This is a genomic window from Micromonospora sp. NPDC005710 (assembly GCF_040630995.1).
Taxonomy (GTDB): Bacteria; Actinomycetota; Actinomycetes; order Mycobacteriales; family Micromonosporaceae; genus Micromonospora.
The window spans coordinates 265,016-286,269 of record NZ_JBEXYP010000004.1 but is presented as its reverse complement, the minus strand read 5'-3'; the positions used below and the strand labels follow the sequence as shown (position 1 = coordinate 286,269).

At 72.0% G+C, this 21,254-nt stretch carries 21 protein-coding genes; 10 read left to right on the top strand and 11 right to left on the bottom strand.

Features of this window, described 5'->3' with window-relative positions; all coding sequences use genetic code 11:
- The first annotated feature begins 110 nt into the window (after positions 1 to 110).
- Entirely contained in the window at positions 111 to 2,720 is a 2,610-nt protein-coding gene (locus tag ABZ406_RS07690) for a glycoside hydrolase family 9 protein (RefSeq protein ID WP_357756915.1), read from the top strand.
- Between the two features lie 64 nt (positions 2,721 to 2,784).
- On the opposite strand, the gene ABZ406_RS07685 is transcribed toward ABZ406_RS07690, so the two are convergent.
- Positions 2,785 to 3,441 (bottom strand): HAD family hydrolase, encoded by a 657-nt coding sequence (locus ABZ406_RS07685; RefSeq protein ID WP_357756912.1) that lies wholly within the window; start codon positions 3,439 to 3,441, stop codon positions 2,785 to 2,787.
- Positions 3,442 to 4,070: 629 nt separating this feature from the next.
- On the opposite strand from ABZ406_RS07685, the gene ABZ406_RS07680 reads away from it, so the two are divergent.
- The 3 genes from ABZ406_RS07680 to ABZ406_RS07670 all read left to right on the top strand — a co-directional run bounded on the left by ABZ406_RS07680 (position 4,071) and on the right by ABZ406_RS07670 (position 8,040).
- On the top strand, positions 4,071 to 4,949 hold the full coding sequence (locus tag ABZ406_RS07680) for a hypothetical protein (protein WP_357756910.1): 879 nt from the start codon (positions 4,071 to 4,073) through the stop codon (positions 4,947 to 4,949).
- Positions 4,950 to 5,290: 341 nt separating this feature from the next.
- On the top strand, positions 5,291 to 6,541 hold the full coding sequence (locus ABZ406_RS07675) for a DUF222 domain-containing protein (protein ID WP_357756907.1): 1,251 nt from the start codon (positions 5,291 to 5,293) through the stop codon (positions 6,539 to 6,541).
- A gap of 245 nt (positions 6,542 to 6,786) precedes the next feature.
- A complete protein-coding gene (locus ABZ406_RS07670) occupies positions 6,787 to 8,040 on the top strand; it encodes an MFS transporter (RefSeq protein ID WP_357756905.1) in 1,254 nt (417 codons plus the stop codon).
- Positions 8,041 to 8,043: 3 nt separating this feature from the next.
- On the opposite strand, the gene ABZ406_RS07665 is transcribed toward ABZ406_RS07670, so the two are convergent.
- From ABZ406_RS07665 to ABZ406_RS07645, 5 genes are read right to left on the bottom strand one after another with little or no spacing between them, the layout of a single operon-like run.
- On the bottom strand, positions 8,044 to 8,301 hold the full coding sequence (locus ABZ406_RS07665) for a UBP-type zinc finger domain-containing protein (protein WP_357756902.1): 258 nt from the start codon (positions 8,299 to 8,301) through the stop codon (positions 8,044 to 8,046).
- On the bottom strand, positions 8,298 to 9,869 hold the full coding sequence (locus ABZ406_RS07660; RefSeq protein ID WP_357756899.1) for a Na+/H+ antiporter: 1,572 nt from the start codon (positions 9,867 to 9,869) through the stop codon (positions 8,298 to 8,300). The genes ABZ406_RS07665 and ABZ406_RS07660 overlap by 4 nt, the downstream gene beginning before the upstream one ends.
- Positions 9,870 to 9,906: 37 nt before the next feature.
- Positions 9,907 to 10,872 (bottom strand): TIGR03885 family FMN-dependent LLM class oxidoreductase, encoded by a 966-nt coding sequence (locus tag ABZ406_RS07655; protein WP_357756896.1) that lies wholly within the window; start codon positions 10,870 to 10,872, stop codon positions 9,907 to 9,909.
- 52 nt (positions 10,873 to 10,924) lie between these two features.
- Positions 10,925 to 12,340: an NADP-dependent succinic semialdehyde dehydrogenase gene (locus tag ABZ406_RS07650; RefSeq protein ID WP_357756893.1), complete on the bottom strand. Its 1,416-nt coding sequence runs from the start codon at positions 12,338 to 12,340 to the stop codon at positions 10,925 to 10,927.
- Between the two features lie 12 nt (positions 12,341 to 12,352).
- A complete protein-coding gene (locus tag ABZ406_RS07645) occupies positions 12,353 to 12,616 on the bottom strand; it encodes a DUF6343 family protein (RefSeq protein WP_357756890.1) in 264 nt (87 codons plus the stop codon).
- Positions 12,617 to 12,738: 122 nt separating this feature from the next.
- Between ABZ406_RS07645 and ABZ406_RS07640 the strand changes: the two genes are divergently transcribed.
- Together ABZ406_RS07640 and ABZ406_RS07635 are read left to right on the top strand one after the other, a co-directional pair.
- Positions 12,739 to 13,332, top strand: a complete 594-nt coding sequence (locus ABZ406_RS07640) for an antibiotic biosynthesis monooxygenase (protein WP_357756887.1) — start codon at positions 12,739 to 12,741, stop codon at positions 13,330 to 13,332.
- A gap of 120 nt (positions 13,333 to 13,452) precedes the next feature.
- Complete coding sequence (locus ABZ406_RS07635; RefSeq protein WP_357756885.1) at positions 13,453 to 14,304, top strand: GDSL-type esterase/lipase family protein; 852 nt, start codon at positions 13,453 to 13,455, stop codon at positions 14,302 to 14,304.
- 16 nt (positions 14,305 to 14,320) lie between these two features.
- Here ABZ406_RS07635 and ABZ406_RS07630 read toward each other — a convergent pair whose 3' ends face one another.
- From ABZ406_RS07630 to ABZ406_RS07620, 3 genes are all read right to left on the bottom strand, one after another.
- Positions 14,321 to 15,109 carry an EcsC family protein gene (locus ABZ406_RS07630; RefSeq protein ID WP_357756882.1) on the bottom strand — a complete coding sequence of 263 codons (789 nt, stop codon included), beginning with the start codon at positions 15,107 to 15,109 and terminating at the stop codon, positions 14,321 to 14,323.
- Positions 15,110 to 15,158: 49 nt separating this feature from the next.
- Positions 15,159 to 15,305 (bottom strand): hypothetical protein, encoded by a 147-nt coding sequence (locus ABZ406_RS07625; RefSeq protein WP_165435705.1) that lies wholly within the window; start codon positions 15,303 to 15,305, stop codon positions 15,159 to 15,161.
- Between the two features lie 106 nt (positions 15,306 to 15,411).
- Entirely contained in the window at positions 15,412 to 16,272 is an 861-nt protein-coding gene (locus ABZ406_RS07620) for a peptidase M23 (RefSeq protein WP_357756879.1), read from the bottom strand.
- A 421-nt stretch (positions 16,273 to 16,693) separates the two neighbouring features.
- On the opposite strand from ABZ406_RS07620, the gene ABZ406_RS07615 reads away from it, so the two are divergent.
- From ABZ406_RS07615 to ABZ406_RS07605, 3 genes are read left to right on the top strand one after another with little or no spacing between them, the layout of a single operon-like run.
- On the top strand, positions 16,694 to 17,614 hold the full coding sequence (locus ABZ406_RS07615) for a PAC2 family protein (protein ID WP_357756876.1): 921 nt from the start codon (positions 16,694 to 16,696) through the stop codon (positions 17,612 to 17,614).
- A 37-nt stretch (positions 17,615 to 17,651) separates the two neighbouring features.
- Positions 17,652 to 18,449 carry an exodeoxyribonuclease III gene (locus tag ABZ406_RS07610; RefSeq protein WP_357756874.1) on the top strand — a complete coding sequence of 266 codons (798 nt, stop codon included), beginning with the start codon at positions 17,652 to 17,654 and terminating at the stop codon, positions 18,447 to 18,449.
- A 38-nt stretch (positions 18,450 to 18,487) separates the two neighbouring features.
- Positions 18,488 to 18,805, top strand: coding sequence for an antibiotic biosynthesis monooxygenase (locus tag ABZ406_RS07605; protein ID WP_357756870.1), 318 nt, complete (start codon positions 18,488 to 18,490; stop codon positions 18,803 to 18,805).
- Between the two features lie 139 nt (positions 18,806 to 18,944).
- Here the strand turns inward: ABZ406_RS07605 and ABZ406_RS07600 are convergent, their stop codons facing one another.
- Together ABZ406_RS07600 and ABZ406_RS07595 are read right to left on the bottom strand one after the other, a co-directional pair.
- Complete coding sequence (locus ABZ406_RS07600) at positions 18,945 to 19,610, bottom strand: class F sortase (protein WP_357756867.1); 666 nt, start codon at positions 19,608 to 19,610, stop codon at positions 18,945 to 18,947.
- 217 nt (positions 19,611 to 19,827) lie between these two features.
- Entirely contained in the window at positions 19,828 to 20,415 is a 588-nt protein-coding gene (locus ABZ406_RS07595; protein WP_357757280.1) for a hypothetical protein, read from the bottom strand.
- Positions 20,416 to 20,623: 208 nt separating this feature from the next.
- Here ABZ406_RS07595 and trmB point away from each other — a divergent pair, with 208 nt between their 5' ends.
- On the top strand, positions 20,624 to 21,253 hold the full coding sequence (gene trmB / locus ABZ406_RS07590) for a tRNA (guanosine(46)-N7)-methyltransferase TrmB (protein WP_357757276.1): 630 nt from the start codon (positions 20,624 to 20,626) through the stop codon (positions 21,251 to 21,253).
- Position 21,254: the final 1 nt, after the last annotated feature.

Genomic DNA, 21,254 nt, shown 5'->3' with positions numbered 1-21,254 from the left:
GGGCGTGCCGGCACTGGAAACATCGAGCCGATGACTGGGAGCGCTCCCAGCTTTGGGCGCACCACCGTGCCACCACCACCGTCCCACTTTCCGTCCCGGAAGGACTCCCCGTGACGCCATCCCGACGCCGCCTCCTGCTGGCTGTGGCGACAACTCTGGCCCTCACCGGCGTGGGCGCCGGCGCGGCCCACGCCGACCCACCACCGGACGCCCCCGAGCAGATCGACAACGGCGACTTCAGTGAGGGGGTGAGCCCCTGGTTCTCCTTCGGCACCGGCGCGCTCGCGGTCACCGACGGCCAGCTCTGCACCACAGTCGCGGGCGGGCTGGCCAACCCGTGGGACGCTGGCATCGGCCAGGACGGTGTGCCGCTGATCGCCGGCGCCGAATACACCCTCGGCTTCGCGGTCTCCGCCACTCCCGGCGCCGCGGTCAAGGCCGTGTTGCAGCTCGGCAGCGCCCCGTACACCACGTACGCGGCCGTCGACGCCACAGCCACCGGCACCGTCCAGCGGGTCGAGCAGACCTTCACAGTGCCGGACGACAACCCCAACGCCCAACTGATCTTCCAGGTCGGCGGTGCCGCCCAGGCGCAGACCATCTGCCTGGACGACGTCTCGCTGCGTGGCGGTGAGCCTCCCGAGCCGTACGTGCCGGACACCGGGCCGCGGGTGCGCGTCAACCAGGTCGGCTACCTGCCCAGCGGGCCGAAGAACGCCACTGTCGTCACCGAGGCCACCACCGCGCTGCCCTGGCAGCTCCGTAGCGCCGCCGGCACCGTCGTGGCCAGTGGCACCACCACCGCTCGCGGTGTCGACGCCGCCTCCGGGCAGAACGTGCAGACCGTCGACTTCACCGGGTACCGCACTCCCGGCACCGGGCTCACGCTCACCGTGGACGGCGAGACCAGCCACCCGTTCGACATCTCCGGCACCCTCTACGACCGGCTGCGCTCCGACTCGTTGCAGTTCTTCTACGCCCAGCGCAGCGGCATCGCCATCGACGGTGACCTGATCGGCGACGAGTACGCCCGGCCCGCCGGCCACCTCGGCGTCGCACCCAACCAGGGCGACACCAACGTGCCCTGCCAGCCGGGTGTCTGCGACTACTCCCTCGACGTGCGCGGCGGCTGGTACGACGCCGGCGACCACGGCAAGTACGTGGTCAACGGCGGCATCGCCACCTACCAGTTGCTGAACACCTTCGAGCGGACCAAGACGGCGGCCACCGCCGACGGAGGCGCGGACCTGGCCGACAACACGCTTCGGGTGCCCGAGCGCGGCAATGCCGTACCGGACATCCTCGACGAGGCCCGCTGGGAGCTGGAGTTCCTGCTGCGCATGCAGGTGCCCGCCGGCAAGCCGCTCGCCGGCATGGTCCACCACAAGATCCACGACCAGAACTGGACCGGGCTACCGCTCGCCCCGCACGCCGACCCGCAGCCGCGCGAGCTGCACCCGCCGTCGACCGCGGCCACCCTCAACATGGCCGCCACCGCGGCCCAGTGCGCCCGGCTCTTCGCCCCCTACGACGCGGCGTTCGCGACCCGCTGCGGCACCGCCGCGAAGACGGCCTACGCCGCCGCCAAGGCCCATCCCGCCGTGTACGCCAGCCCGACCGACGGCACCGGCGGCGGCGCGTACGACGACGGCAACGTCACCGACGAGTTCTACTGGGCGGCGGCCGAGCTGTACCTGACCACCGGGGCCCAGAACTACCTGTCCGACCTGACCGCCTCGGCGCACCACACCGGGAACGTGTTCGAGGCACGGGGCTTCGGCTGGCAGAGCGTTGCCGCGCTGGGCCGCCTCGACCTGGCCACCGTGCCGAACGGGCTGCCCGCCGCCGATCTGGCCCGGGTCCGCGCCTCGGTGACCACCGCCGCCGACACGTACCTCGCCGAGCTGCGCCGGCAGGCGTACGGGCTGCCGATGCCCGGTGACGCCGACAGCTACTTCTGGGGCGGCAACAGCAACGTCATCAACAACGCCGTCGTACTGGCCACCGCGTTCGACCTGACCCGCAACCCCGTCTACCGCGACGGGGCCGTGCAGGCAATGGACTACGTCCTCGGTCGCAACGCCCTGAACATCTCCTACGTCACCGGGTGGGGTGAGCACGCCGCGCAGAACCAGCACAGCCGGATCTTCGGCCACCAACTCGACCCGAGCCTGCCCCGACCGCCCGCCGGTTCCCTCGCCGGTGGCCCGAACGCGGCCCTCCAGGACCCGTTCGTGGCGCAACTGCTCACCGGCTGCAAGCCGATGTTCTGCTACGTCGACGACATCAACTCGTACTCCACGAACGAGGTGGCGATCAACTGGAACTCGGCGCTGGCCTGGATCTCCTCGTTCCTGGCCGACCAGGGTGACGCCGGCGCCGTGCCGGCCACCACCTGCACGGCGCGCTACACCAACTACGGCGCCTGGCAGGGCGGCACCGGGTTCACCGGCCAGCTGACCATCCAGAACACCGGTGCCAGCGCCGTCAACGGCTGGAGCGTGCGGTTCGCGTTCACCGGTGACCAGCGGGTACGCGAGGCGTGGCTGGCGAAGGTCACCCAGTCCGGCGCAACGGTGACCGCGCGCAACGAGTCGTACAACGCCAAGATCACCCCCGGCGGCACCGTCACGTTCGGCTTCAACGCGACGACTGGCGGCGGCGCCAACCCGGGCCCCGGCCTGATCACGGTCAACGGAGCGGCCTGCTCGCTGACCTGATCCCGTTGCGGTGGCCGCTCTGCCGGGCGGCCACCGGGACCGCACCCTATGCGCGGCCGGCGGGTCAACCGCCGGCCGCGTTGTGCGTCGCGACCAGGCCGGGGAGGTCGTCGAGCGAGTCGATCCGGAACAGGCACCGCTCGGCCACCGGGGCGGGATCGAGGATGTGCCCCCACGGACCACGCCGGATCAGGCAGGTCGTCATTCCGGCGTCCAGGGCCGGGAGTACGTCGTTGTCGGGCCGGTCGCCGACGTACAGGATCGACGACGCGACGCCACCGCCCGCGGCGACGACCCGCGCGAAGAACGCCGGTGACGGCTTCGCCACCCCCCACCCGTGCGACGTGCCGATCATGTCCACCGGCAGGTCGAGGGCGCGCAGGGTCGCCTCCGCGTGGGCTGGCTGGTTGCCGGCCAGGCCCACGAACAGGCCCTGGTCCTTCAGGGACTCCAGGCATCCTCGCGCGTCCGGGTACAGGTCCTCCTCGGCGAACGACTCCGGCTGGCCGGCAGCCGCCCGGCGCTCCACCTCGGTCGTGAGGTCGAAATCGGGCCGGAAGACCCGGAACGTCTCCTGATAATCCAGACCCCTGGCGATCACCGCACCGAAGACCGCCGAGAACGTGTGCCGGGGTACGCCGAGCCAGTCGGCCCAGGCAGCGAACTCGTGAGACTCGTCGAGAATGGTCCCACCGACGTCGAAGATGACCGTGTCAATCATGTCCGTCCCCCGTTGACGCGCGCACGTCCGTGCAGCATAGAGGGGGCCACGACGGCTGACCGGTCTCGATGATCATCTATGGCGGCGGCAGGATCGCCGAGATTCCCCGTCTGCTTCGCGCGCCCGCGGTGTGTGCCACCCATTTGTGTTCCGGCGGCGCGTGGTCATCCGCAGTGCCGCCGCCCACTGTGGTGGCGACGGAGCGCCCCGGGGCCGACGGCGCCGGTCCGTCGGAAAGCCGTTCGCGGCGAGCGGGCCGATGCCTACGACAGACGCTGTCGAGCTGATGACGTGGACGAATCACCAGGCCCGCCGCAAAACCGATGGATCGGCCGCGCCACGTGAGCCATCGTGACGTCATGGATGGCCACCAACCAGCCGACCGCGATCGGTCACGCCGAGCAAGCCAGCGTGACCCCATCAACAGCGACCAAGCCGTCGGCGGGGATCGGCCGCACCAAGCAAGCCAGCGTGACCCCGTCATCGGCGGCCAAGCGGCCGACAGAGACCGGCCGCGCCGAGCAGGGCACGGTGAAGCCATCAACGGCGACCAACCCGCCGACAGGTCTGGACGACCAGGCCACGGTGCCGCCGGGGATGGCGACAGCCCAAGCGGCGCGGAGCGTCGGGTGTGGGCCGCGATGCCGGCCGGGGCGCGGACCGCGCTGGCCGGGCTCTCCGGCGCGGACCTGCGCACTGTGCTGTTGGGCGTGGCCCGCGACCGGGCGGCAGCCGTGCGTACGCCCGAGGTGGTGCGCCGCTGGCAGGTGGACCGATTCGTCCGCCCGGCCCGCGCCGACCCACGTGCGCTCGCCCGGGTGGAGGCCCGGATGTGGCAACTCCTGCCCGCCGACGTCGCGGGAGTGGAACTGGCGCCGGTAGTGCCGCTCGGCACCTCCTCGGCCGTCGCACCGGTCAGCCAGAACAGAATCGTCACCACCATGCGTGCCAGCGAGGTGCTAAGCGACCCCACGAACGCCCTCGCCGTCGAGGCGGCCGTACGTCGTCGCCGGCAGCGTGAGGTGCACCTGGCCGCCGCCCATCGGGTGCTCCGGGCGCAGGATTTCGGCAGCGGCGCGTCGGCGCACTTCCGCCTCTTCGCGCTGGTGTCCAGCGCCCGGGACACTGGCTCGGGCGACACGCAGGCCCGGCTGCTGATCCGACACCTCAGCTACTGGCGGGCCGTGCTCGCCGAGTTGGCACCGGCGGCCGCGCCTCGGCTGCACGTCACCACCTTCGACGACCCGGTGGTACGGGAACGGCTGGCCGACACCGTCCGACCGGCGCTCGCCGGCGATGTGGTGCCCCTGGTGGACGAACCGGAGCGATCTCGCGGTCGCGGCTACTACACGGACTGCGCCCTGCGGATCACCGTCCTGGACGGCAGCCTGGAGATCGGCGACGGCGGCCTCACCGACTGGACTGCCCGGCTGAGCGGCGACGCCAAGGAACGATGCCTCGTCTCGTGCCTCGCCACCGAACGTCTCCTCGCAGCCACCACCCGCTGAGCCAGGAGGCGGAGGATGACGCACGCCGCGGGGTCCAGGAGCCGGTGCTCGGCGATGCCACCGGCACGCCACAGCTGAGCAGCGTCGGCCGCACGCCAGGACTCGACAGCGTCGGCTGCACGCCAGGGCTCGGGCTCCGCGAGACTGGCGAGTGAGCCCAGCCACGGGTCGGCGTGCCCAGCGGGCCCTGGCCGGGGCCATCGACGAGCGCCGACCCGGGGCTACCTCCAAGGCCCTGCCGTTTGGGTTCGAGTCGCCACGCACTGCCGCCGCTCGAAGCAGCCAAATCTGGCCTACCAACCGGCCGGAAAAGTGTCGTACATCTGTTCTATTCTTGGTCCATGGTGGAGGAGTTGAGGCAGGCGGAGGCGGCAATCGCTGACTGCCTCGACGCGCCGGCGTGGGCTCTTCCGGAGCATGACCTCGTCGCGGCACTCGACGCCGCGCACCGGCTTGAGCAACGCCTGGCCGCGGTCAAGCTGGCCCTCGTGCGGGCGCTGGACGGTCGAGGCACCGCTACCGCCCAGGGGGCGTCCTCGACGGCTGTGTGGCTGCGCGACCGGCTGCGCCTCGGGGTCGGCGCTGCCCGTCGTCTGGTCGAGCTGGCCGCGACGCTCGACAGCGCCCCGACCGGTGTACGGGACGCGCTGGCCGGCGGCACGGTCGACGTGGAGCAGGTCCGGGTCATCGCCGACACGGTCAGCTCAGTGCACACGGCCGCCGGCAGCCAGGCGGCCCAGAAGGCAGTCGGCGTGCTGGTCGAGTGGGCCGGGCAGTTCGAGCCGATCCTGCTGCGCAAGCTGGGCACCCGGATCCTCGATCACGTCGCCCCGGAGCTCGCCGACGCCGCCGCTCAGGCGGCGATGGAGGCCGAGGCCCATCGGGCCCACCGAGACCGTCAGGTGACGTTGTCCGAGCTGCGGGACGGCCGGTTGCGGTTGTCCGGCAGCCTCGATGCCGAGGCGGCGGGTCTGTTGCGCGCGGCTATCGAGCCGCTGACCGCACCGTCCGGTCCGGACGATCGGCGTTCTCCCGGGCAGCGCCGGCACGACGCGCTCGCCGACCTCTGCCGGCTCGCCCTGCGCACCGGCGAATTGCCCGAGCACGGCGGTGATCCTGCCCAGCTCGTCGTCACCACCAGCTTCGATACGTTGGCCAGGCAGCTCGACGCCGGCACCCTCGACACCGACCTGCGACTCACCCCGGAGACGGTTCGTCGGCTCGCCTGCGACGCGGCGATCCTGCCCGCCGTCCTCGGCGGCAGCGGCCAGACACTCGACGTGGGCAGGCAACGCCGACTCGTCACCGGCCCCCTACGACGCGCTCTGGTCCTGCGCGACCGTGGTTGCGCCTTCCCCGGCTGCGACCGCCCGCCGCGCTGGTGCGACGCCCACCACATCCGCCACTGGGCCGACGGCGGCAGCACCAGCCTGACCAATGCCGTCCTGCTCTGCGCCCACCATCATCGACACGTCCACCGCGGCGAATGGACCGTCCGGCTCGGCGGCGACGGTCACCCGGAATTCGTTCCGCCGGCCTGGCTCGATCCCGACCGGCTTCCTCGCCGCAACCAGTACCACCGGCGGACGTGACCTACCACCGATCCGACTCCTGCGGAGAGAGCCAACATCGACGAAGAAGCCAGTGCCCCAACAGGCAGAGGGCCCGAACAAGCCGGAGGACGCCAACAAGCGGAGGACCCCGACAAGCCGGAGAACCCGAACAAGCCGCAGCCCGGGAGCTGTTCGGAGCCGAGGAACGATCTGCGGGCGGGCTGTGACGGATGCCGCATCCGGCGGGGCGTCGACGCGCATCCGGCGGGCCCTACGGTCGAGGTGTGGGCACCACGGCGCGGGTTGCCGGCCGCTGGCGGTCGTTGTCGCCGCTGCCGCCGCCCGGTCGGCTGCGCACTCTGTCGCTGGCCACCCTCGCCAACACTGTCGGTACCGGGCTGTGGGTGACGGGTGCGGCGCTCTTCCTCACCCGCGCGGTGGGGCTGAGCCCGACCGAGGTGGGGCTCGGGCTCACTGTCGCCGGTCTGGTCGGGCTCACTGCCAGCGTGCCGCTCGGCGGGCTCGCCGACCGGCGGGACCCCCGCAGCCTCCGGGCCGTCCTGCAACTGGCGCAGGCCGCTGTCGCCGCCGCGTACCTGCTGGTCGGCTCTTTTCCGGTCTTTCTGCTGGTGGCCACACTGGACGCTCTGCTGATCTCCGGCAACCTTGCCGTCCGCGCCGCGCTCGTCGCCGCGGTGGGCGGCCCGCAGGGCCGGATACACGCGTTCGCGACCCTGCGCGCGGTGGCCAACCTGGGGGTGGCGCTGGGTGCGGGGCTTGCCGCGTTCGCGCTGGTGGCGGACACCGGGTGGGCGTACCGGCTGCTGGTGGTCGGAAACGTCGCCACCTATCTGGTGTCGGCGGCGCTGATCATGCGACTCCCGGCGTACCCGCCGGTCCGGCGGCGGCTGCGGCCGAGGGCCGGCCGGGCGCTGCGCGACGGGCCGTTCGTCGCTGTCGTGGGAGCCTCGGCGGTGCTCTCCGTGCACCACGTGGCGTTGACGCTCGTGCTGCCTCTGTGGGTGGTGGCGTACACCGACGCGCCGCCGGTGACGGTCTCCGCCCTCCTGCTCGTCAACACGCTGCTGACCGTGTTGCTCGCCGTACGGCTCAGCGGGAGGGCGCGGCACGCGGTGCCGGCGGCGGCGACGGCGCGCCGGGCCGGGCTGGTGCTGGCGGCCGGGATGCTGCTCTGGGCCGCCACCGCTGTCGTGCCCACCGCGGCGGCGGTCGGCCTGCTGCTGGGGGCGACGGTGATCTACACGGTGGGCGACCTGTGGCACGCCGGGGCCGGGGCGGCGCTGGCCTACGACCTCGCCGCCCCGGACGCCCTCGGTGCCTACCAGGGGGTGGACGGACTGCTCGCCGGGCTGGTCCGCGCGGCCGGCCCGGCCCTGCTGACCTGGTTGATCATCGACGGCGGCCCGGTCGGCTGGCTGGCGCTGGCGGGTTTGCTCGCGCTCACCGGCCTCGTCGTGCCGCCGCTCACGCGGCGCGCGGTGGCCCGGCGCGCCGACCGGTCACCGAAGCCGGGCTGACCGTCAGCCGATCTCCTCGTCGACGAAGCACCAGCGCCAGGCCTCGCCCGGCTGCGCCGAGCGGATCACCGGGTGGCCGGTGGACGCGAAGTGCTTGCTCGCGTGCTGGCTCGGCGACGAGTCACAGCAGCCGACCTGCCCGCAGCTCAGGCAGGTGCGCAGGTGCACCCAGTAGGTGTCACCGATGGCGACGCAGTCCGCGCACTCGTCGGGGGTACGGGGCTCGGCGGCACCGGCCTCGGTCAGGTGCTGACAGCTCACTTCTCAACCTCTCGCAGCAACGACTCTTCCAGGTCCAGGTCACGGTAGGCCTGCACCAACACTTCCTCGGGGATCCGACCGGAGTCCCGGGCCGCCCGGAACACGTCCCGCTCGGCGTCGATCATCTCCTGTCGCAGCCGACCGTACGCCTGCGACGGGGTCTCCCGCTCGTTGCCGCCGAGTCGTTCCCACGCCATGTTGGTGCGGTCCTCCACCGCTCGGCGCAGCCGGTCCACCACCGCGTCCGGCGCACCGTCGGCCAACTGGTCGAGGCGGTCCTGGGCGGCCTTGCTGGCCTGCTGTTGGACGGCGGCCGCGGAGAGCGCGTCCTGCACCGGGTCGTCCGCCGGCAGCTTCAACCGCCGGGAGACAACCGGCAGGGTGGCGCCCTGGCCGACCAGGGTGAAAACGATCACGGCGAAGGCCAGCCAGATCAACAACGCCCTGGGGTACGGCTCGTCGTCGGCGAGGGTCAGCGGCAGGGCCAGCGCGGCGGCCAGGGTCACCACGCCCCGCATCCCGGCCCAGCCGATGATGATCGGGAACTTCGGTGACGGCCGGGCGTCCCGACGGCGGACCCGCGGAACCAACCGGGCCAGGTAGGTGGCCGGGAACAACCAGACGAACCGGGTCAGGAAGACGGTGGCGAGCACCGCGACGGTGATCAGGGTGAGCGAGCCGATCGGCTCGTCGAGGTCGCGTACGACCTCTCGCAGTTGCAGCCCGACCAGCAGGAAGACCAGGCCCTCCAGCAGGAAGCGCACCAGCCGCCAGAACGCGCCGATCTGCAACCGGGAGGCCGCCGACAGCAGCTGGGGCAGCTTGTGCCCGAGCACCAGACCGGTGACGACCACCGCGACCACCCCGGAAGCGTGCAGGTGTTCGGCGGTGAACACCACGGCGAACGGGATGATCAACGACAGCGCGTTGTCCAGTAGCGGGTCACTGATCCGCCGATGCAGGAAACCGAACACCAACGCCCCGAGCGCCCCGATCAGGATGCCGCCGCCGGTGGACCGCAGCACCTCGATGGCGATCTTCTCGGTGCCGACGGCCGAGCCGACGGTGGCCATTGTCGCGACCCGCAGCAGCACCAGCGCTGTCGCGTCGTTGACCAGGCTTTCGCCCTCCAGGATGGTGACGACCCGGCGGGGCAGCCCGACCCGGCGGGCGACGGCCGTGGCGGCCACGGCATCCGGTGGGGCGACCACCGCGCCGAGGGCCAGGCAGATCGCGAACGGCAGCTGCGGCAACAGCAGGTGCAGCACCAACCCGACCACGAACGCGGTGAACAACACCAGGCCGACCGCGAGCAGCAGGATCGGCCTGATGTTGTTCTTGAACGCCGGCACCGAGGTTTCCAGCGCGGCCACGTACAGCAGCGGCGGCAGGATGCCGACGAGCACCAACTCCGGGTCGAGTTCGACCTGCGGGAAGCCCGGCACGAACGAGAGTCCCAGGCCGAAGACGACGAGCACGATCGGCGCGAGCAGGCCGAGCCGGCGGGCCAACGCGGCACCCAGGGTGGCGATCGCCAGGAAGACGACGACCGGAAACAGGCTTTCCATGGGGTACGAGCCTAGGGGTACGGCTGTCCGGCCCCGATCAGCCGCCCGGGCGCAGTTTCGGGAGCACCTCCGCGCCGAACGCGTCGATGAAGCCGCGCTGCTCCTGCCCGACGTGGTGCAGGGCGATCTGGTCGAAGCCGAGCTGCGCGTACTCCTCCAGCCAGCCGACGTGCCGGCCCAGGTCCGCCGACACGTTCACCACCTCGGCGACCCGCTGCGCCGGTACGTCGGCGGAGACCACGTCGAAGTGTTCGACGGTCTCCAGGTCCCAGCAGACCGGCGGGGCGAAGACGTTGCTGCGCCACTGGTCGTACGCGAGCGCCTCGGCCTCGGCCTGCTCCGGCGCCCAGGAGACGTGCACCTGGAGGTGCAGCGGCCCTCGCCCGCCCGCGTCCCGGTACGCGTCGATCATTTCGCGCAGGTGCGCGACCGGGGCGTTGACGGTGATCAGCCCGTCGGCCCATTCGGCGCACCAGCGGGCGGTGGCCACGCTGACGGCGGCACCCACCAGCGCGGGTGGCTGCTCGGGGCGGGTCCACAGCTTGGCGCGGTCCACCCGGACCAGGCCGTCGTGGCTGACCTCCTCGCCGGCCAGCAGGGCCCGGATCACGTCCACGCACTCGCGCAGCCGTGCGGCACGTACGTCCTTGCGCGGCCACGGGTCGCCGGTGATGTGCTCGTTGCTGGCCTCGCCGGTGCCCAGGGCCGCCCAGAACCGGCCCGGGTACATCGCGCCGAGGGTGCCGATGGCCTGCGCGATGATCGCCGGGTGGTATCGCTGGCCGGGTGCGTTGACCACGCCGAACGGCATGCCGGTGGCCTGCAACGCCGAGCCCAGCCAGGACCAGGCGAAGCCGGACTCACCCTGCCGGGCGCTCCACGGGGAGAAGTGGTCGGAGCACATGGCCGCGTCGAAGCCGGCCCGCTCGGCGTGCATCACCGCCTCCAACAGGGCTCGTGGACCGATCTGCTCGTGTGAGGCGTGAAATCCGAACGACGTCATGGGCACACCTCCTACCCACGACGGCCCCGGCTGACGCGTGCCGCGCCCCGACCTACTCGGCGTGCGCCCCGGCGCCGGCCGAGGCGGCACCCTCACCCACCCAGACCGTCTTGGTGTTGCAGAACTCCCGCATGCCCAGCGCCGACAACTCCCGCCCGTACCCGGAGTTCTTCACACCGCCGAACGGCAACTCCGGGTAGGAGGTGGTCATCCCGTTGATGAAGACGTTTCCGGCGTCCAGGTCGGTGGCGAAGCGTTCCTGCTCGGCAGGGTCCCGGGTCCAGGCGTTCGAGCCGAGCCCGAAGCTGGTGCCGTTGGCGACCTCGATGGCCTCCTCGTACGACGAGACCCGGAACAGGCCGGCGACCGGGCCGAAGACCTCCTCGGACCACATCCGCATCTGTGGGGTGAGGTCGGTGATCACCGTCGGCGGGTAGAACCAGCCGTCGCCGCTCGGCGGCTCGCCGCCGCAGAGCACCGTCGCGCCGTTGTCCGCCGCGTCGCGGACCTGGGCGTGCACCTCGTCGCGGCCACGCTCGCTGGCCAGCGGCCCGACGTCGGTGTTGGGGTCCATCGGGTCGCCGACGCGCAGCGCGGCCATGTTGGCGGCGAACTTCTCGGCGAAGGCGTCGAACACGTCGGTGTGCACGATGAACCGCTTCGCGGCGATGCAGGACTGGCCGTTGTTCTGGCAGCGGGCGGTGGTGGCCACCTCGGCGGCCCGGTCCACGTCCGCCGAGGGCATCACCACGAAGGGGTCGCTGCCGCCGAGTTCGAGGACTGTCTTCTTCAACTCCCGTCCGGCGATCTGCGCGATGGATCTGCCGGCGGGTTCGCTGCCGGTGAGCGTCGCGGCGCGCACCCGCGGGTCGCTGAGGATGTGGTCGACGGCCTCCGAGTCGACGAGCACAGTGGTGAAGGCTCCCTCGGGGAAGCCGGCCCGCCGGAACACGTCCTCCAGCAGCAACGCGGTCTGCGGCACGTTCGAGGCGTGCTTGAGCAGGCCGGTGTTGCCGGCCATCAGCGCCGGGGCGGCGAAGCGCATCACCTGCCAGAGCGGAAAGTTCCAGGGCATCACCGCGAGCACCACGCCGATCGGCTGGTAACGGACGAACGCCCGGACGGCCTTCACGGCGTCGGCGTCGGCCGGCTCATCGGCGAGGAACGCGGGGGCCCGGTCGGCGTAGAAGCGGGCGGCGGAGGCGCATTTCGTCACCTCGGCCTGCGCCGCGACGTACGTCTTGCCCATCTCCGTGGTCATGATCCGGGCGATCTCGTCGCGCTCGGCGTCCAGCAGGTCGGCCGCGGCGTTCATCCACCGGGCACGCTCGTCGACAGTCGTCTCCCGCAGCTGCTGGAACGCCAGGTCGGTGCGCTCGATGGCGTCGTCGAGTTGCTCGGTGGACATCGCCTCATAGGTTTTGAGCACCTGTCCGGTGGCGGGGTTGGTGGTGGCGATGTGGGGCATTACGTCCTCCTGTCACTCGAACAACGAGTGTCGTACGCCCGGCTCCTCGCGGCGGCGGGCGGCGCGGCGGCGCTGGATCACGACCAGGTCGACCACGGCGACCACGGCGAGGAGTGCGCAGACCACGCCGAGCCAGGCGATGCCGGCCCAGAACGCCAGCACCGCGAAGAGCACCATGATCACCAGCCCGAACCCGGCAAGGGTGAGCCGCAGGTTCAACGCGCTGTTCGCGTGGCCGACCGTGCCTCGGGCGCGCCGGGGCTGCGATCTCGTCATGTTCAGGGAGCTACCCCCGATCGGCCGGGTTAACCGGTACGGGACGCCCCAGCGCCCGGAGGCGGCGGTGTGCTCCGGCACATCCGTTCGCGCCGGGGCCTCGCCGACCGCAGGATGGGCGCATGTCAATGACCCTCGCCGTGCCGGTGACCGTCTCCATCGCCCGCCGCGTCGACCCCGGCCGGGCGAGCGAGATGGTGGCCTGGATGCGGGCCGGTACCGCGCTGGCCGAGGCGTTCCCCGGGTTCCTCGGGGCCGGCTGGGTGCAGAGCGGCCCCGGTTCGCCGGAGTGGCACATGCTCTACCGCTTCGCCGACGCCGAGACGCTGCACCGGTGGGAGGAGTCGCCGCAGCGGCACTGGTGGCTCAGTTCGGCGCAGGGCATCGTCGAGCACACCCGGGTCGAGCGGCGTACCGGGATCGAGGGGTGGTTCGACAGGCCGCTGGAGCAGTCGGTGGACCAGGTGGAGCCGGCCCCGCCCGCGTCGCCACCCCGCTGGAAGCAGGCGGTGACCATCTGGCTGGCATTCTTCCCGCTGAGCCTGACCGCCACACTGCTGACGAGCCGTTTCCTGGACGCGGTGCCGCTGGCGGCCCGGGTGCTGCTGATGACGCTCTGCCTGACCCCGCTGATGACGTACCTGGTGCTGCCCCGGATCACCAGGGCGTTGCACTGGTGGCTGCACGGCCAGCGGGCCCCGTGGCGGGACGCATAGCACCTCGACGGCTTCGGTGTCGGCACTCTGCCGCATTCCCGACAGCAACTTCCCGGCAAACCACGTCCTGCGCATAGAGTTACCGCGCTGTCGCTCTGTGCTGCGGGAACGGGAGACGTCATGCCTCGACGCTGGGTCGCCGCCCTGGCCTGTTTCGCCGCGCTCGTCGCGCTGGCCTGCGAGGGCGGCAACTCCGCGGAACCCCGCCCCACCACGAGCGCCCCGCCGTCGGGCGGTCCCGGCGGCATCGCCGCCCTCGGCGACTCGATAAGCACCGGCTTCGCCTCCTGCCTGGTGCTCACCTCCTGCGAGCGCAACTCCTGGTCGACGGGGGACGGGCTGCGCGTCCAGAGCCACTACCGGCGGCTGCTCGAACAGAATTCGGCGATTCGCGACCGGACGTACAACCATGCCCGTCCCGGCGCCCGCGCGGACGCTCTGGAGGGTCAGGCCCAGGCTGCGGTACGCGACCGCGTCGACTACGTCACGGTGCTGATCGGCGCCAACGACGTCTGCCGGGGCGGGGTGGACGCGATGACGCCGGTCGCGCAGTTCCGGGCCGACGTCGACCGGGGCCTGCGGGTCCTGCGGACCGGCCGGCCGAAGGCCCGGGTGCTCGTGGTGAGCATTCCCGACCTGTACCGGCTCTGGGAGGTCGGGCACGGCGACGCGCGGGCGACCCGCGCGTGGCGGCGGGGCATCTGCCCGGCCCTGCTGGCCGACGCGACCTCGACAGCGCCCGCGGACCGGGCGCGCCGGGCCGCCGTCCGGGACCGGATCGACGCGTACAACGCCGAGTTGAAGGCGGCCTGCCGGGCGTACGGATCACGGTGCCGGCACGACGGCGGCGCGTTGCACAAGGTCCGGTTCACGCTGGACCTGCTCAACCCGTTGGACTGGTTCCACCCCAACGCCACCGGCCAGGGCCGCATCGCCGAGGCGACCTGGCGCCCCTCCGGCCTGGCCGGCTGACCATCCGGGTGGGTCGTCAGGGCTGACGCGGCTCCGGAACGGCGTTGCCGCGGGAACGGTAGAGGGCTCGCGACCGTTGGGCGAGGTCCTTCGTGGCGGACGAGTTGGCCCAGGTGCCGAGCACTATTGCCGCACCCGGGACGATCTTGGCGACCATTCGCTTCGCGGCCCGGACACCTGCCATCTGGGCCAGCCGGACACCGAGTTGCAGCATGACCCGCCCGAGCGGACGCTGACCGCCCAGACCGAAGAGCGCGTCGGCGCGTTCCCGGCCGGCGGCCACGCCGAGTGCCAACCGGGCGCTCTCGGCGACCTTGTGCACCCGCTGGAGCACCAACAGGTCGCTGGCCCGGTCACTGTGCAGGGGGTCGATGCCGTACGCGGCGGCGATGTGCAGCGCCATCCGCGCCTGGGTCCAGGCCAGCACGCCCACGTCGATCACGGCGCCGGGCAGCCCGGCCGCGCCGGAGACCGCGCCGGACAGCCGGGCCAGGTTGACGAACTTGCGGGCCGCCTGGTCGGCCAGGGCGTCGGCGGAGACCCCCGGCTGCTCAGCGCGGGCCCGGGCGGCCCACTGCGCGGCTTCCGGCCCGAGGCGGCGAACCGCCTCCAGGGCAAGGTGCTCCGGCGCGTACTGCGGGTCGTCGCGCATCCGGTCCCAGAGACGGGCCGGCGGACCCTCGGGGGCGTCCACCGGCCCGGCCGGCAGGTCGGCGGGCGGCTGCGCGGCGGCGGGCTGCGGAGCCGACGGTTGTGGAGTAGGGGCGGCGGGCTGACCGCCGACGGGCGGCGGGGTGTCGGTCACCAGGTCTCCCCAGGGGTGGAAACGGTGGACAGGGCGGCCGATGGAGCGGTCAGCGGCGGCGGTTGGACAGCCGGGCCGCCAACCCCTTCAGCTTCTGCTGGTTGGCCGGCTTGGCCATCTCGCGACGACCGCGCTCGACCAACTGCTGCCCCTTCGGCGATCGCAGGAACGTGGTGATCCGCTGCATCAGTGACATGGCGTCCTCCTGTCGACGATCCCGTGTTCATGTGTACCTCGAACCTGCAACACATGTACCCGGGACGCCTGAGCCTCAACCCTGACCGTCCATAGTGGGCGGTAGGTTACCGCCCCGCCGGCACGATGGCGTCGACGACCCGGGTGGCCCGCCACTCGTGCTGCTGGTAGTACTCGGGATACGCGGAGACCTGCACCGCCTGGGCGGCGTCGGTGAGCCGCATCCGCTCCCAACCGGGCACCTGCTCCAGCGCGCCGAGGAACTGCCGGGTGGCGAACTCGGGGTCCATCAGCCGGCCCACCGGGCCCCAGCCGCTGCTGGACCGCTGCTGGAACAACCCGACCGAGTCGTGGTCCCAGCCGACGCCCTGGTGCGGATAGTTCTGCGACTCGGGCAGCACGCCGCTGGCGACGTTGTAGAGATTGCTCTCCTGCATGGCGGTGGCCACCGCGATCACCAGACCCCGGCGCGGCACCCCCATCCTGCGGCCGGCCCGAACGATCGCCTCCGCGTTCTCCATCTGGTCCTCGTCCAGCCCGGCGACGGGAGCCGGGTCGGTCGGGCGGGCCGGGGTGACCTTGCGGGCCGGTGCCGTGGTGTCCGGGTCGGCGGGGGTCGCCGTGGCGGACGGGGCGGCGGCAGCGGTGCTCGGGGCAGCAGTGCGGTCGAGGGAACGGGAGGCGCGCTGCTGCTCGGCGCGCTGCGCCAACTCGGCGCTGGACAGCGATCTGCCCCGGGTCGCCGCGTCCGCGTCCTCGTTCCTAACCTGAACGACGGCGGTCAGACCGAGGCAGCACACCACACCGGTGGCCAGCGCCACCTGTGCCCGGCGTCGACCGGTCAGGTCCCGGGCATACGCCCGGAGCCGGCTCGCGGCGGTTGTCCGTTCGGTTGAGGTGCCATCCTCCGTATCGGCAGTGGGGCTGCTCGGGGCGTACGGGTCGTCGAGGGTGCCGTCGTCACGCATCAACCGAGGCTAGGCAGGTGGAAACCCCGATCACGCACGGTGATCACGTGGTCCTCGACACAGATTCGCCAGGTACTGGTGGACGACCCGGGCGGCTCGACCCGCCCGGGGAACGAACCTCGCGTACCGGATGAAGCTGGCGGCGCACGCGGGTCGGCACGGCCCGGGACGGGGCCGGACATCAGACCTCCGAGCCTGACATGATCGACAAACTCGGCCTTTGCGCCGAAGAGGCCCTCGGCCGATCGGTCAACAGGGCCTCGGCCCGGTGGCGTAAACAGATGATTGGTCCGGTCATGCCCAACTCCCGCCCGACGGATTGCCCGGCGCAGGAATGCACCAGGATGGCGGGTACGTTGCTCGAACGGGTGCCCTCCGTCGCGACGGCGCCCCGTAGGCACATTTCAGGAGGTCCGCACCGGTGCTCGACCCACACGAGCTCTACCAGCTCACCGACGACCTGCCCGACCTCGGGCAGCCGGTCCTGATCCAGGCCCTCACCGGGTTCGTGGACGCCGGAAACGCCAGCCGACTGGCGCGTGAGCAGCTACTCACCTCGCTGGAGGGTCGGCCGATCGCCACCTTCGACGTCGACCAACTCTTCGACTACCGATCGCGACGACCGGTGATGACCTTCGTCGAGGACCACTGGGAGAGCGTCGACGCGCCCAAGCTGGAGCTGCACCTGCTCCAGGACGACGACGAGACCTCGTTCCTGCTCCTCACCGGCCCCGAACCGGACCTGCAGTGGGAGCGTTTCGTGGCCGCCGTCGCCGGGCTCGCCGCCCGACTCGACGTCCGGCTCACCGTGGGGCTCAACTCGATCCCCATGGCGGTCCCGCACACCCGGCCGACCGGGGTGACCGCGCACGCCACCCGCCCTGAGCTGATCGCCGGCTACGAGCCCTGGCTGCAACGTGTCCAGGTGCCCGGCAGCGTCGGTCACCTGCTCGAGTTCCGCCTCGGCGAGCAGGGCCGCGACGCGCTGGGCTTCGCCGCCCACGTGCCGCACTACGTGGCGCAGACCGAGTACCCGGCCGCCGCCGAGGTGCTGCTCACCTCGGTGTCGCGCAGCACCGGGCTGCTGCTGCCCGGCGACGGGCTGCGCTCGTCCGCCGAGGTGGTTCGCGTGGAGATCGACAGGCAGGTCGCGCAGACCGAGGACGCCGCCGCCCTGGTCCAGGCCCTCGAGGAGCAGTACGACGCGTTCGCCCGAGGGCGGGGCGAGAAGAGCCTGCTCGCCCCGGACGCCGGCCCACTGCCGACCGCCGACGAACTGGGCGCGGAACTGGAGCGCTTCCTGGCCGAACAGACCCGTCCCGGCGACACCCCGGGCAGCTGACCCGGCGTCGCGGCGGCGGATACGGCAGGCTGGGGGCATGCGCCTGGCGACCTGGAACGTCAACTCGGTGAAGGCCCGCCTACCCCGGCTGCTCGAATGGCTGGCCGACACCGGGCCGGACGTCGTCTGCCTCCAGGAGACCAAGTGCCCCGACGGGGCCTTCCCGGCGACCGAGGTGGGCGAGCTGGGCTACATGGTGGCCAGCCACAGCGACGGTAGGTGGAACGGGGTGGCCATCCTGTCCCGGATCGGGCTGGGCGACGTCCGCGTCGGGTTCGTCGACGAGCCCGGCTTCCCCGCGCCCGAGGCCCGGGCCATCTCCGCCACCTGCGACGGGGTGCGGGTCTGGTCGGTGTACGTGCCCAACGGCCGGACACCGGACGACCCGCACTACGCGTACAAGTTGGCCTGGTTCGCGGCGCTGCGCGACGCGCTGGCCGCGGAGCTGGCCGGCGGGTTGCCGCTGGCGGTCTGCGGAGACTTCAACGTCGCCCCGACCGACGCCGACGTCTGGGACCCGGCGGTCTTCACCCACTCCACGCACGTCACCCCGGCCGAACGGTCGGCCCTCGCGGCGCTCCGCGACCTGGGCCTCAGCGACGTCGTGCCCACCCCGATGAAGGGTCCGCACCCCTTCACCTACTGGGACTACCGGGCCGGGATGTTCCACCAGAACAAGGGCATGAGAATCGACCTGGTGTACGCCTCCGCGCCGTTCGCCCGAGCGGTCCGCTCCGCGTACGTGGACCGCGAGGCCCGCAAGGGCAAGGGCCCCTCCGACCACGCGCCGATCGTTGTCGACGCGGACCTGGTCCCGGCGGTCGAGACGTTCTGAGTGGCTGACGAGGCGTTCTGAGTGGCTAGGGTGGGCAGATGGCAGTCGTGAAGATCAACGCAATCGACGTCCCCGCCGGTGGCGGCGCGGAACTGGAGAAGCGGTTCGCCGCCCGGGCCGGCGCGGTGGAGAACTCCCCCGGCTTCCTCGGCTTCGAACTGCTCCGCCCGGTCGCCGGCGAGACCCGCTACTTCGTCTACACCAAATGGGAGAACGAAGAGGCGTACCAGGCGTGGGCCGCCGGCCCGTCACGCGCCGCCCACGCCGCCGCCCCCGGCGACAAGCCCCGCCCACCGGTCGCCACCGGTGCCAGCCTGCTGGAGTTCGAAGTGGCGCTGCACGTTCCCCAGCCCTGACCGGCGGCGGCGTGATCCACTCGAGTTCATTGAAACTGCGGTGTCCGGGTCGGCCTGACACCCCGACTTCAATGACCCCGAGTCGATCAAGCGAGAGCGGGCGAAGCAGCCAGCCTCCTGTCCGGGTCAGCCTCGGGAATCAGGACTTGCGGGAGGACTGGAGGGTCGCGAAGGCGATCACGTTGTCCGCGTAGCCGGTGCGGCCGCCGATGAACTGCCCACCGCAAGTGATCAACCGCAGCCCTGGTGGTCCGTCGTGGCCGTAGATCCGCTCGGCGGGCAACTGGTCCTTCGGGAAATGTTCGACGGTGTCGACCCGGAACACCACAGCCGACTCGTCCGCCCGGGCCACCTCGATCAGATCGCCGGGCTTGAGTTTGCCCAGGTCGTAGAAGACGGACGGGCCGGACTTCGTGTCGACGTGCCCGACGATCACCGCCGGGCCGGGCTCACCGGGTGTGGGCCCGCGGTCGTACCAACCGGTCTCGTTGTGCTTCTCCAACGGTGGTACGGCGATCGAGCCGTCCCGCGCCTGCCCTACTGGCGCCACCGGCGCGGCCACCTTGATCGCCGGCACCGAGAGGCGCACCGGGCGACTGGCCGACAAGCCGACCGACTCACTGCGGGCCGGCCGGTCACCGCCGGTCGGGGCCAGGTCGAACGGACCGACCGAGCGGCCCAGCCCGGCCCCGGTGGCGAAGACCCCGGCCAACACCAACACCACCGCCAACGGTACGGACCAGGGGCTGCGGCCGGACGGACGGCTCCGCCGAGGTGCGACGGCGGTCGGGGCACGCGCCGCCACCGACGGACGGTCGGGATCCGACCGGCGCTGGGAATCGGGCGGGCCGTCGACGTCCGGCCAACCGTCGTCGAAGGTCGGCCACTCATCGTCGGGCGGCGACGCGGGACGCCCGGCAAACGGCTGGCGCCCGTCATCGGTTGGCGACGCGGGGCGGCCAGAGATCGGCTGGCGTGAGCCTGGTGGCGGCGGTGTGGGGCGGAAGATCTCCATGACGGCCTCAGCGACGCGCTGTGGCTCGGGGGCGGCGCAGCGCCATCACGGCGATGATCAGCCCGGCGATGGTCAGTGCCGCGCCGACGGGCAGCAGCAGCTTTCCGGTCACTCCGCCGCTGCTTCCACCGAAGCCGGTTGCCGGACCACGACTCGGCTGGTTGGGGATCTTCTTGACCACCTGAAGCATGGTCGAGGCGGTTTCGCCGCCACGGCACTCCAGCTTGACCCGGTAGTTGCCGGGGCGGGTGCGCTCCCGGACCATCGGCGCGGCGGTGAGCACCCCGCCCTGCGGTTGTACGCCGACCGCTCCGAAGGCGTCGGAGACCACAGTGGCGCCCACCGAGTTGTCCCCACAACTGGCCCGGATGCCGACCAGGTAGCCGGGCTGCACCGTGCTGGGGCTCACCTCGACGAAGATGTCGGCCGACGGCGCCGGCTGGGGCGCACCACCGGGCGGCCCTCCCGGCTGCGGCGCGAGCCCGACGGCAGCAGCCCGCTCAGGCGCGGCCAGAGCAGGCGCGGCCGCCAGGAACGGTCCGGCGAGCACGGTCGCCAGCGACAGGGTCACGACACCGCGGGTCACTCTCACGATGCCCCCTCTCGACGCCGTACGGCCGGGTCGAGCAGTGGAGCACCCGACCTGCCGTACCAGTTGGATCCTCTCATTTCCGGTCGCACATCACATCCGATCTGGCGGCGGCGTCGCGTACGCTCGGGTCGCTGTGACCGCCACCGACAATGACCCCGCCGTCCCGCCCGTCAACCGGACGATCCGCACGTTCCACCCCCGCCGGGGTCGAATGAGCGACCGGCAGACCGACGCGCTGAGCCGGCTCTGGCCCGCGTACGGCCTGGATGTGCCGGACGGACCTGTGGTGCCCGTCGACCTGGCCGACCTGTTCGGTCGCCGGGCGCCAGTGGTGTTGGAGATCGGCTCGGGCATGGGCGACAGCACCGCTGCGATGGCTGCCGCCGACCCGGATCGAGATTATCTGGCGGTCGAGGTGCACACGCCGGGAATCGCGAACCTGCTCGACCTGGTCGACCGCGCTGGCCTGCGGAATGTGCGGGTGGCGCAGGGTGACGCGTTGTCACTGGTCAACGGCTTGCCCGAGTGTTCGTTGGACGCCGTGCACGTTTTCTTCCCGGACCCGTGGCCGAAGGCCCGCCACCACAAACGGCGGATCATCCAGCCGGTGCACGTGGCGCTGCTGCGGTCCCGGCTGCGCTCCGGCGGCGTCTTGCACTGCGCTACCGACTGGGCCGAGTACGCCGAGGCGATGCGGGAGACGTTGGAGGCGGACCCGGAGTTGGTGGACGCGTACGGGGGCTTCGCGCCGCGTCCGGCGCACCGGCCGGTGACGAAGTTCGAGCGGCGGGCGATCACGGCGGGTCGGCCCGTCGCCGATCTGCTGTACCGCCGACGGTGAC